Source organism: Thiohalocapsa sp., assembly GCF_019695415.1.
Lineage (GTDB): Bacteria > Pseudomonadota > Gammaproteobacteria > Chromatiales > Chromatiaceae > Thiohalocapsa.
Genome location: NZ_JAIFKJ010000081.1, coordinates 1,353 through 11,533, shown reverse-complemented (window position 1 = coordinate 11,533; position 10,181 = coordinate 1,353). Strand labels below are relative to the sequence as shown.

The window sequence follows — 10,181 nt, the reverse complement described above, 5'->3', positions numbered from 1 at the left end:
AGCTGACGGCGGCCTGCGAGTCGGTGGGGCTGTTCGATGACCCGCGGCGCATCGGCTACAGGCGCCAGTGGGAGCAACTGGTGCGCGAGCGGAGCTATCGGCTGGTGGACCATGCGCTGGTGCCCAGAGGACTTCGACGAGCGCCTGGAGGCCCTGACGCGCGCCCGGTCGCTGGCGCGGACGCTGCTGGTGGTCTCGGTGATGCTCGCCAACCAGAACGACCCCCGCGGCGAGCGCTTCCGCGATGGTGTGATGACCCGGCGCGGCACCTTCCAGAAGTACTACACCCAGGGTGAGATCAATGCGTTTCTGGAGGAGGTGCTGGACGAGGAGGCGATCCCGGTGGCCCCGGGCGTGCACTACGTCTTTCGGGACAAGGACGCCGAGCAGCGGCTGCTGGTGAACCGCCACCGCCGTCGCCGGAACCTGCTGCGCATCCCGCCGAGGCCCGACCACAGGCGGCCCACGAGCGCAACCGCCTGGGCAACCTGGTCTGCGACCGCCTCGGCGCCGCGGCAGACTTTCTCGTCACCGACGAGGACATGCTCGAAGTCGCGCGCTGGGTGGCTCGCAACACGCCCTTCGACCGGCTGTACTTCTATGGCAAGGACTTACCGATCCATGTGAGCTTCCAGCCGGAGCCGCACGGGCAGGTGGTGGTCATGCGGGCGACGGCGGCCGGTCGTCTCGTCCCCCGTGTGGTTTCCCGAGACGCTTTGTAAGTCAACACAGTCGCATTGGCCGGACCTGTCGCTGAGGACCGTGGCGACCAGTTGGCGCCCCTGATGCTCAGCCCTCAGCCCTCAGCCCTCAGCCCTCAGCCCTACTGTGGGCCTGAAGCCCGAGGTGGAATCGAAAACCTGAGGCATCTGCAAACATCTGGCGTGATCGAGCCACCTATCAGTGCTGCGCGAAGAAGTTGCCGATGAGCTGCTTCAACCAGGCCGCCTCGGCGCCGAGCACGCCGCGGTGGGCAGGCTCTGCCAGCGCGCGGGCCAAGGCCTCGCTTTGGGCACGGCGGGCAGCTGCGATCTCGGCGAGGCGCTCCTGAAGCTCGGCATTGCCGGCGAGCAGTGGCGCAAACTGCGCCTTCGGGATCTCGATGAGCCGCACATTGGTGGCGGTTCTGGCTGTGGAGTAACGAGGCTCTCCAGTGAGCAGAGACAGCTCGCCGAAGCATTGGCCGGTGCCCAGGCGCTCGATCTCCTTGACCTGGCCCTCGAGCGCGCGGCTCAGCACCACAATGCCGGTGGCAATGACGAACATGGAGTCGCCGCTCTCACCCTGCTCCACGATGCGCTCGCCGACGCCCACTTCCCGCGGCGTCAGCCCTTCGGCCAAAGACGCAATCTCGTCGTCGGAAAGCGGCGTGAACACGGCCACATTGCGCAGCACTTCGGTGACGCTCGGCAGCGCAGCCACCGGGGACTCGGCGCGGCGGGCGTCGATCTGGTAGGTGACGGCCGCAGGCGCGATGCCGGCTTGTCGAAACTGCTCATGGATGGCCAGCGACAGCTCGTCCATCGCCGCATAGCGCCAGGGATAATCCGGGAAGTGCACGAACACCATGTAGCGAAAGGGCCGACCCGGGTCGCAGAAATAGACCAGCGGCGCTGGATCGCGCAGCACGCGGCGACAGCTCAAGGCGGCCTTCAGCAGCAGCTCGCGCACCAGGTGGGGTGACACCTCGCAGCTGACCGCGACCTCGAACCAATAGGCATAGGTGCGGTTGGGGCGCTGGTAGTTGTGGACGGTACTGGTGGCGGCGCGCTTGTTGGGCACCACGTACAGGCTCGCATTCCAGGACCGGATGCGCGTCGAGCGCCAGGTGATGTCGACCACCTCTCCCAGGGTGCCATCGTCGAATTCCACCCAGTCACCGATGCGGTAGGGCTGATCGATCCCCAGGGCCACACCGGAGAAGAGATCCGCAATGGTGTTCTGCATTGCCACACCGAGCACACCCGCCACCACCCCCGTCGAGATCAGCACGGCCCCGGTGTCGAGATGCAGGATGCGGCTCAGGACGACCAACGCCGCGATGCTGTACACGGCAACAGAAGCCGCCCCCTGGATGACGCCTGGGGCCGCCGTGCCTGTAAGCCGGGTGTAGGCGTCCTGCCAGACGAAAATGCGGAGCCCTTGATCGATGAAGAAGGCCACGGCCGCATAGAGCAGCAATGTGATCAGAATGCTCGGATAACGACTCAGGCCGTCCAGCGCCTCCGTTTGGGCAAGAAAGCCCTCCAGGGCGTCCACCAGCCACAGCAGCAAGGGCAGCGCCACGAGGCCGAGCAGCCAAAGCAGCTTGGGATGTCTGGAACGGGCTTGCGGCATGATGAGGGATCAGGCCTGAGCGGGCACCGAAGCGGAGCAGCCTCAACTCGCGCGCTCGACGTGCTCTTCGCGCTCGCGCTGCTGCAGCTCCCACATCGCGGCGTACACGCCGTTGTCGGCCAGCAGCCGTGTATGGCTGCCGTGCTCGACGACGCGTCCGGCGTCCATCACCAGGATGCGGTCGGCGTCGACGATGGTGGACAACCGATGCGCGATGGCCAGCGTGGTGTGGTGCTCCGCCACCTCGGCCAGGGTCTGCTGGATGGCCTGCTCGGTATGACTGTCCAGCGAAGAGGTTGCCTCGTCGAACACCATGATACGCGGGCGCTTCAGGATGGCCCGGGCGATGGCGACGCGCTGCTTCTCACCACCCGAGAGCTTGAGGCCGCGCTCACCGACCACCGTATCCCAGCCGTCCGGCAAGCTCTCGATGAACGTGCGGATATGCCCCAGCTCCCCGCCGCCCTCCAGCTCCTCCAAGCTCGCCTCCGGGCGGCCCTAGGCCCGGTGGTTGCGGCTGCTGTCGTTGACGACCACCGTGTCCTTCGGAGCGATCCCGATCGCGGCACGCCGCATCTGCTCCCTCCCCCGTCGTGTATCCTGTCGGTCCATTCTGATGCGCCCGCCGGTGACGTCGTAGGAGCGGAACAGCAGCCTCGCGAGCGTCGACTTGCCGGCGCCGCTGTGGCCGACGACGGCGACCTTCTCGCCGGGCTCGATGCGGAAGTCCACGTCCTTGAGAATCGCCCGCTCCGGTGCGTAGTGGAAGTCCACGTGCTCGAAGCGCACGGCGCCGCGGGCGAGCTTGAGCGCCGGCGCACCCGGCGCGTCTTCGATCTCGGGCTCGCGCTCCAAGAGCTTGAACACCAAGTCCATATCGGCCAGCGCATACTTGATCTGCCGATAGACGATGCCGAGAAAGCCCAAGGGAATGAACAGCTGCAGCATGAAGGCATTCACCAGCACCAGATCGCCGATGCTCATGCTGCCGTCCACCACGCCCTGCGCCGCGAAGAACATGATCACGGTGACGCCGAGCGCGATGATGCTGCCCTGGCCGAAGTTCAGCAGCGACATGGAGCTCTGACTCTTGACCGCGTACTCCTCCCATTCGCTCAAGGTCCCGTCGTAGCGCTCCAGCTCCATCTGCTCGTTGCCGAAGTACTTGACCGTCTCGTAGTTGAGCAGGCTGTCGAAGGCCTGCGTGTTGGCCTGGCTGTCCAGCACATTCATGCGCCGGCGATAGTCCATGCGCCATTCGGTAATGGCGAAGGTGAAGGCGACGTAGATGGCCACGGTGCCGAAGGTCACCAGCGTAAAGACCAGGGCGTACTTGGTCAGCAGCACGGCGGCGACCAGCGTGAACTCCACCAGCACCGGGATCACGCTGAACACCAGATAGTTCATGATGGTGGACACCGAGCGCGTGCCGCGCTCCAGGTCCCGGCTCACGGCGCCGCTCTGGCGCTCCAGGTGATAGCGCAGGGAGAGCTTGTGCAGGTGATCCAGCACCCGGGTGGAGAGGCGCCGCATGGCCCGGTAGCGCACCCGCGCGAAGATCACGTCCCGCAGCTCGTTGAAGAGCGAGCCTGCGAGCTTCAGCACCCCGTAGGCCAGCAGCAGCGAGACCGGCAGCACCAGCATCTGCGCCTGCGTATTCTCGAAGGCATCCACGATGTCCTTCAGCACCAGAGGCACGCCGACATTGGCAAACTTGGCCAGCACCAGGCACCCGAGTGCCAGCACCGCTCGGCCACGGAACTCCCACAGGTACGGCAGCATGCCACGCAGGTTGTGCCAGTCGCGGCGGTCGTTGTGGATGGCTTCGGTGGCGAAAATGCGGTTGACCATGGGTACGGCTGGCTCGAACGGCTGGCTGGACGATCAGAGTAACGAGTTTCGAGGGATGAGAGTATCGAGTTACGAGGGACGAGGGGCGAGGCTTGTCCCGACCTCGATACTCGCCCCTCGCAACTCGTTACTCGTACCCCTCACCCCTCGCCAACAATTGAGAGCCACGCCGCTCAACCCAACCTGCGGGGGCTACACGTGATGGAGCGAGACCATGGCCAGAGACGCGAACGAACCCATGCCGGACGGCAGCGGCTGCGCGCTGCAGGAGCCCTTTGCGCTGCAGGTGCTGGGGCCGGACATGGAGCCCGAGTTCCCGGACAAGTGCATCGTCATCATCGAGCCTACCGAGGTCTGCCGCAACGGCATGTACGTCTTCGCGGAGGTGGAAGGCGTGCGCTGGTTCCGGCAGTACCTGCATGACGAGCAGGGTCGCGAGCGGCTGGTGGCGTTGAACGAGCGCTTCCCGGACATCGACCTGGCCGGGCTCGATTGGAAGGTGCTGGGCGTCATCATCCAGCGCAACATCCGCCGGAAAATCAAGGCCTACGAGTACCCTGACGGCCCCTCCAACCGGCCGCAGAGCCGCATCAACGCCGTCGACATCACTGCGTCGTGACAGCCTTCAGCTGGGCCGGTACCCAAGACCCGATCGACATCGCCGCCGTCCAGTCGCGGCGGGGACGCCGCTCCCAGGGGCCGCGCCCGGTGCTGCGGGCGGTGGTCCTTGCCTGTGCCGCGGTGTTGCTCGCGGCAGGCTGCCAACGAGCGGATGACAACGGCGACACTGCCAGCGGCGAGGCGCCGCGCCAGAAGCCCAGCGGCCACCTGGTTACCACAGTTGTTACCGAGCGCGCCCCCGTCTCTACCCAGCACGAGCGCCCGGGCACGCTCCGCCTGCGCCGACTGGTGCGCCTGCACACCCAGGAAGAGGGGCGCATCGAGCAACTGGACATCTTCGAGGGCGACCGCGTCGACCGGGGCGAGCTGCTGGTCCGGCTCGACGACGCGGTGCTGCGGGCCGAGCTGACCAAGACCCGCGCAACGCTGGCGCAGGAGCGGCTCGACCTCAAGCGCTTCCAGGACCTCGCCGCGCGCAACGCCGCGTCCCAGGACGACCTGGCCCAGGCGCGCACAGCAGTGGCGCTGGCGGAGGCGGACCTCGAGCTGCTGGAGCTTAGGCTCGCAAACACCCGCATCACGGCGCCCTTCGCCGGCGTCGTCACCCAGCGTCTGGCGGAGCCCGGCGACTTCGTCACCAAGAACACGCTTCTGCTCACCCTCGCCGATCCCGACTCCCTGGTGGCGGAGGTCTATGTCTCCGAGCTGGTGCTGCCGCACATCAGCGAAGGCGACCCGGCGCGCATCCGCATCGACGCCTTGGGGGGCCGGCGCTTTGCCGGTGAGATCCTGCGCATCCACCCCACCCTCTCGGAGGCCAACCGCCAGGCCAAGGTTGAGATCCGCTTCGACGCCATTCCAGAGGGCGCCCGCGCGGGGCAGTTCGTGCGCGCGGAGCTCGCCACCGCCGCCGTGGCTCGCCTGCTGGTGCCCTTCCGCGCCCTACGCCAGGACCGCGACGGCCAGTTCGTCTGGGTCATGGACGACGCCAGCGAGGCCGCGCGCCGGCCCGTGCGCGCCGGCATGCGCATCGCCGACCGAGTGGAGATCCTGGACGGCCTAGAGCCCGGCACCCGGGTCGTCACCCGCGGCTTCCTCGGCATTGCCGAGGGCAAGCAGCTCACGCGCGTGGACGACGACGCAGGCCCGTCCATCGCCACACCGGATGCGACGCCTGAGGCCGTGGACAGCATGCCGTGATCGCAGCGCCGTGGGGCCGTTGTAAGCTCGCCGGCGCAAGCGCCGGCAGCGATCGCGATCGGCGGACCTGCTAGCGTTCACGGACAACATCGAGCCGAGGTACGGGCGATTTGATGCATGATGTCGGCATCTGACATCAGAGGCGAAGACCATGCGCACCGTGATCGACCTGCCGGATGAGCAAATCGAACCGCTGAAGGAGCTGGCAAGCGCCCTCAACATCTCCCGCGCCGAGCTGATCCGGCGCGCCGTGGCAGACTATCTGTGCCGGTTCGAGGCCCCTGCGGATGACACCGCGTTCGGCATCTGGAAGCAGCAAGGTGAAGACGGACTGGCCTACCAGGAGCGCATGCGCTCGGCATGGGACCGGTGAAGGCACTGCTCGACACCAACATCCTAACCGACTACCTGAACGGCGTAATCGCGGCCCGGGACGAGATCGGCCGCTACCAGCGCCCCCTGATCAGCCTGATCAGCCTGATCACCTGGATGGAAGTCCTCGCGGGTACGCCGACGGGCCACGCACAGGCGGTCCGCGCCTTCCTGCGCCGCTTCGAGTGCGTGGGCATTGACGCCGACATCGCCGAGCGCGCAGTGGAGGTGAGACAAACACACCGGCTCAAGCTGCCCGACGCCACCGCCTTGGAGCACAGCGCCCTGCTGGTGACGCGCAACACCAAGGACTTCTCCGGGGAAGAGCCCGGCATCCGTGTTCCCTATTCGTTGTAGGGCTTCTTTGTACCAATCGCAGCCAGCTCGCTCCCACCGGCTCGTCCGGGGCGCAGAGCCCCCGCACCCGCGTGACACTGCAGAGCTCGTCGGCTCAGCAGGATGTCAGCCCTCAGCCGCCCGCAGCTCCGCTGCCCGTATGCACTTGAGCACCTCGTACGGATACCGGGCCTCCAACAGCTCGTACACGGGTTTGAGCGGCATGGCGGGGCCGTCGGCGAGCTGGTGCAGGGCGTTGCGGACGCGTTTGATGTCCGCATCCGGCAGATCGACGACCTCCGACAGATCGGCGGCGCCGGCCCGGATGCAGCGTTCGAGATGGCCCCAAACGGTGCTTTCGGCAAAGCCGCGGCGCTCAGCGACCTGGGCCGGCGTGAGCCCCTGGCGCAGCAGCACCAGGGAGGCGAGGTCCGAGTCGCGGGCCTCGTCGCCCGCGTCGCGCGCCGGCGGATGCGCCGGCAAGTCGCGGCTGCGGTCCCGGGGCAGATTCGGCAGGTTGGCGGGGCGGCCGTGCTCGGCCTCGTGCTCGGCAAGCGCGGCGAGGAAGTCGTCCGCGAAGCGCTCCAGCTTGATGGCGCCGACGCCGCTGATACGGCTGAATTCGTCCCGGTTGCGCGGGCGGTAGGTCAGCATCTCCCGAAGCGCTGCGTCGCCGAAGATCATGTAGGGTGCGACATTCTGCGCAGTGGCCAGCTCCCGACGGCACTGGCGCAGGCGCTCCCACAGGGCCTGGGCCTCTGGGTCGCCCGGTGCCACGACCGGGCCCGTGCGCCGCTCGCCGCGGGCCTTCTGCTCCGGGTCCTTGCGCAGGCGCACCGGCTGCTCGCCGCGCAGCACCGGACGCGCCGCCTCGGTGAGCCTTAAGCCCCCAAAGCCCTCGACGTCCACCGCGGCGAGCCCGGCGGCGACGAGCTGACGGTAGACGGACTTCCACTGATCGGCCTTCAGCTCCCTGCCGATGCCGAAGGTGCTGACGCGCTCGTGGCCGAACTTGCGGATGCGCACCGTGTCCTTGCCCAGCAGCACGTCGGTGAGATGCGCGGCGCCGAACTTCTGCCCGGTGCGGTAGATGCAGGACAGCGCCTTCTGCGCCGCGACGCTGCCGTCCCAGGTGTCCACCGGCGTGAGACAGGTATCGCAGTTGCCGCAGGGCTCCGGGACCGCTCGCCGAAGTAGTTGAGCAGGGTCCGGCGGCGGCATTCGATGCTCTCGCAGAGGCCAATCAGGGCATCGAGCTTGTGGTGCTCGACGCGCTTGAAGCGTTCCTCGCCCTCGCCCTTGTCGATGAACTGCCGCAGCATGACGACGTCGGAGAGCCCGTAGCAGAGCCAGGCGTCCGCCGGCAGGCCGTCACGGCCGGCGCGGCCGGTCTCCTGGTAGTAGGCCTCGACGCTCTTCGGCAGGTCCAGGTGCGCGACGAAGCGCACGTCCGGCTTGTCGATGCCCATCCCGAAGGCGATGGTCGCCACCACCACGACGTTGTCGCCCTGGATGAACCGTGCCTGCCGCGCCCGGCGCTCCTCGGGCGGATGACCGGCGTGGTAGGCGATGGCGTCGAACCCCTGGGCGCGTAGAAACTCCGCCGTCTCGTCCACCCTGCGGCGCGACAGGCAGTAGACGATGCCGGCATCATTCGGGTGCTCGGCACGCAGGAAGTCGAGCAGCTGGCGGCGGGGCTGGGTCTTTTCGACGATGCGATAGCGGATGTTCGGCCGGTCGAAGCTGGAGACGAACAGTTCGGCCTGGCCGAGTTGCAGACGGGTGACGATCTCGTTGCGGGTCGGCGCGTCGGCCGTGGCCGTGAGCGCGATACGCGGGATGTCCGGCCAGCGCTGGTGCAGGCGGTCCAGCTGGATGTACTCGGGCCGGAAGTCGTGCCCCCACTGGGACACGCAGTGGGCCTCGTCGATGGCGAAAAGCGCCGGCCTGACGCGGTCCAGCAGCGCCAGGAAGCGCTCCGTGAGCAATCGCTCCGGCGCCACGTAGAGCAGGTCGAGCGCACCGTCCAGCAGCGCCTGCTCCACCCGCTGCTGCTCGTCAGGCATCAGGGATGAGTTGAGAAAGGCCGCGCGCACGCCGAGCTGCCTGAGCGCATCCACCTGGTCCTGCATCAGCGCGATCAGCGGCGAGACGACGATGCCGGTGCCGGGCCGCAGCAGCGCCGGAATTTGGTAGCAGAGGGACTTGCCGCCGCCCGTCGGCATCAGCACCAGCGCATCGCCGCCGGCGCTCACGTGCTCGATGATCCGCTGCTGCGCGCCGCGGAAGCTGGGGTAGCCGAAGACGCGGTTCAGGAGCTCGAGCGGCGTATCGGGCGCGGTATCTGCCATGGCCGGGACTTAAGGAGCAGACTCATGCACCAGTGCACACGCGTTGCACCGCCTGGCCAGCCTCCATGCAAGTACGGCCGCCGATGGCGCAGCAGGCGCGGGTGGACGGTGCGTGCTGAGCGGAGCTTCGACGTCGCGCGCAGGCCCGCCGTCCGGAATCGCCGTCAGCCCAAGATGCGAAAGCGCACATCCGCATCGTACGGATCCACGTCGGCGATGCCGAGTCGCAGCTGCTGGTCCAGGCGAAGGTCGGACTTGGCGCGCAGCTTGGTCTCCAGCGCCAAGTCGGGAACCATCACGGTATCCTTGCGCTCGCCGAGCTCGACAACGACGCCTTCCCCCTGCCAGTCCTTTTGCCGCCGCAGATACATGAGCTTCCAGTGCAGGTTGGACTGGCGCTCGGCGCGGCGTACGGCGATGCCGCCCTGATCGGCCTCGCCGGCGCGGGCACTCACCTGCTCCGCCGTCAGCGGCGTATCGCCGCGCAGCGCGGCGCGCAACTGCTGGTGCACCAACAGATCGGCATAGCGCCGCAGCGGGCTGGTGGCGCGGGCATAAGCGTCGAGCCCGAGCCCGAAGTGCGGCCCGGGCTCGACGCTGGTGCGGCTCGGCTTGAACTGGCGCCGATAGGCATACATGGCCGCCATGCTCTCGGGCTGCTGGATACTGTCAGGCGGCGGCTGGGTGGCATGGGGGATGGGCACAGCCCGCTCGCCACACCAGGCGGCGGCGGCCTCGCCGGCCATGAGCATCAGATCCATCACCATGGCGCGGGAGCCGTGACGGTCGATGGGGCGGATGACGATCTCGCCGTCCTGGACCCGTACGCTCACTTCCGGCAGGTCGATACCTGCGGCACCCTGGGTCTCGCGGCGGGCACGGAAGCGCGCAGCGGCCGCTTCCAGGGCCGCAAATGGCGCCTCGGCGAGCCGGGCCTCGGCCTGCGCATCGCTCCAGCGCCGGGCGCGGATCCAGGGGGGGCGGATCTCGATATCGGCGAGCCGGCCGGCGCCCCTCACGGTGAGGCCGACAGACAGACCCGGGGGGATGTGCCGCAAGCCAGACCCCCGCGTCCACTTCCCGGCCCCCGGCCCGCACACACCCACGCCCCAC

The 10,181-nt window shown here is 68.0% G+C and carries 7 protein-coding genes and 2 pseudogenes; 5 read left to right on the top strand and 4 right to left on the bottom strand.

Annotated elements, in window-relative coordinates:
* Nucleotides 1-111 precede the first annotated feature (111 nt).
* Nucleotides 112-627, top strand: coding sequence for a hypothetical protein (locus I6U14_RS01155; protein ID WP_296896184.1), 516 nt, complete (start codon nt 112-114; stop codon nt 625-627).
* 273 nt (nt 628-900) lie between these two features.
* On the opposite strand, the gene I6U14_RS01150 is transcribed toward I6U14_RS01155, so the two are convergent.
* A complete protein-coding gene (locus tag I6U14_RS01150) occupies nt 901-2,337 on the bottom strand; it encodes a mechanosensitive ion channel family protein (protein ID WP_296896182.1) in 1,437 nt (478 codons plus the stop codon).
* 42 nt (nt 2,338-2,379) lie between these two features.
* Nucleotides 2,380-4,188, bottom strand: a pseudogene (locus I6U14_RS01145) (ABC transporter ATP-binding protein/permease).
* A 214-nt stretch (nt 4,189-4,402) separates the two neighbouring features.
* On the opposite strand from I6U14_RS01145, the gene I6U14_RS01140 reads away from it, so the two are divergent.
* From I6U14_RS01140 to I6U14_RS01125, 4 genes are all read left to right on the top strand, one after another.
* A complete protein-coding gene (locus I6U14_RS01140) occupies nt 4,403-4,807 on the top strand; it encodes a S24 family peptidase (RefSeq protein WP_296896180.1) in 405 nt (134 codons plus the stop codon).
* On the top strand, nt 4,804-6,009 hold the full coding sequence (locus I6U14_RS01135; RefSeq protein WP_296896178.1) for an efflux RND transporter periplasmic adaptor subunit: 1,206 nt from the start codon (nt 4,804-4,806) through the stop codon (nt 6,007-6,009). Before I6U14_RS01140 ends, I6U14_RS01135 begins: the two co-directional genes overlap by 4 nt.
* A 151-nt stretch (nt 6,010-6,160) precedes the next feature.
* A complete protein-coding gene (locus I6U14_RS01130; protein ID WP_296896176.1) occupies nt 6,161-6,382 on the top strand; it encodes a CopG family transcriptional regulator in 222 nt (73 codons plus the stop codon).
* Nucleotides 6,370-6,738 carry a type II toxin-antitoxin system VapC family toxin gene (locus I6U14_RS01125; protein ID WP_296896175.1) on the top strand — a complete coding sequence of 123 codons (369 nt, stop codon included), beginning with the start codon at nt 6,370-6,372 and terminating at the stop codon, nt 6,736-6,738. Before I6U14_RS01130 ends, I6U14_RS01125 begins: the two co-directional genes overlap by 13 nt.
* 105 nt (nt 6,739-6,843) lie before the next feature.
* Here I6U14_RS01125 and recQ read toward each other — a convergent pair.
* Nucleotides 6,844-9,068 (bottom strand): annotated as a pseudogene (recQ, locus tag I6U14_RS01120) (DNA helicase RecQ).
* 164 nt (nt 9,069-9,232) lie between these two features.
* A partial coding sequence (locus tag I6U14_RS01115) for an RNB domain-containing ribonuclease (protein WP_296896174.1) occupies nt 9,233-10,181 on the bottom strand: 949 nt, incomplete at its 5' end.

What these genes read in the sequence shown, in the direction of transcription:
- I6U14_RS01155 (WP_296896184.1), top strand. Translation starts at nt 112, where the DNA reads ATGCGCTGGTGCCCAGAGGACTTCGACGAGCGCCTGGAGGCCCTGACG.
- I6U14_RS01150 (WP_296896182.1), bottom strand. Translation starts at nt 2,337, where the DNA reads ATGCCGCAAGCCCGTTCCAGACATCCCAAGCTGCTTTGGCTGCTCGGC.
- I6U14_RS01140 (WP_296896180.1), top strand. Translation starts at nt 4,403, where the DNA reads ATGGCCAGAGACGCGAACGAACCCATGCCGGACGGCAGCGGCTGCGCG.
- I6U14_RS01130 (WP_296896176.1), top strand. Translation starts at nt 6,161, where the DNA reads ATGCGCACCGTGATCGACCTGCCGGATGAGCAAATCGAACCGCTGAAG.
- I6U14_RS01125 (WP_296896175.1), top strand. Translation starts at nt 6,370, where the DNA reads ATGGGACCGGTGAAGGCACTGCTCGACACCAACATCCTAACCGACTAC.